The sequence below is a fragment of the Bacteroides sp. HMSC067B03 genome, assembly GCF_001811315.1.
GTDB lineage: Bacteria > Bacteroidota > Bacteroidia > Bacteroidales > Bacteroidaceae > Bacteroides > Bacteroides faecis.
The window spans coordinates 1-218 of sequence record NZ_KV804387.1 but is presented as its reverse complement, the minus strand read 5'-3'; the positions used below and the strand labels follow the sequence as shown (position 1 = coordinate 218).

The 218-nt window shown below is 46.8% G+C and carries 1 pseudogene; it reads right to left on the bottom strand.

Going from position 1 to position 218, the window contains the following annotated elements:
* Nucleotides 1-218, bottom strand: a pseudogene (locus HMPREF2794_RS16215) (hypothetical protein); the annotation flags it as partial.

Here is a 218-nt window from a genome sequence, read left to right as displayed (position 1 = left end):
ACGTCTGCAAGCAGTTTCTTCAGTGTGACATTCTTTGCGGAATAGGACACTGTTTTTCTTTTCAGGTTATACATTTCGTCTTCGCACCGGATCGTCACGGGAACACCCCAGCCGATCAGCGATATATATCCTTCAAATTCCGTGTACAGGTTGGAATCATATCCGAGTTCAATCTTCACCTGATCCCCGGCAGACAGCAGTTCCTTCAGGTCTTTTCC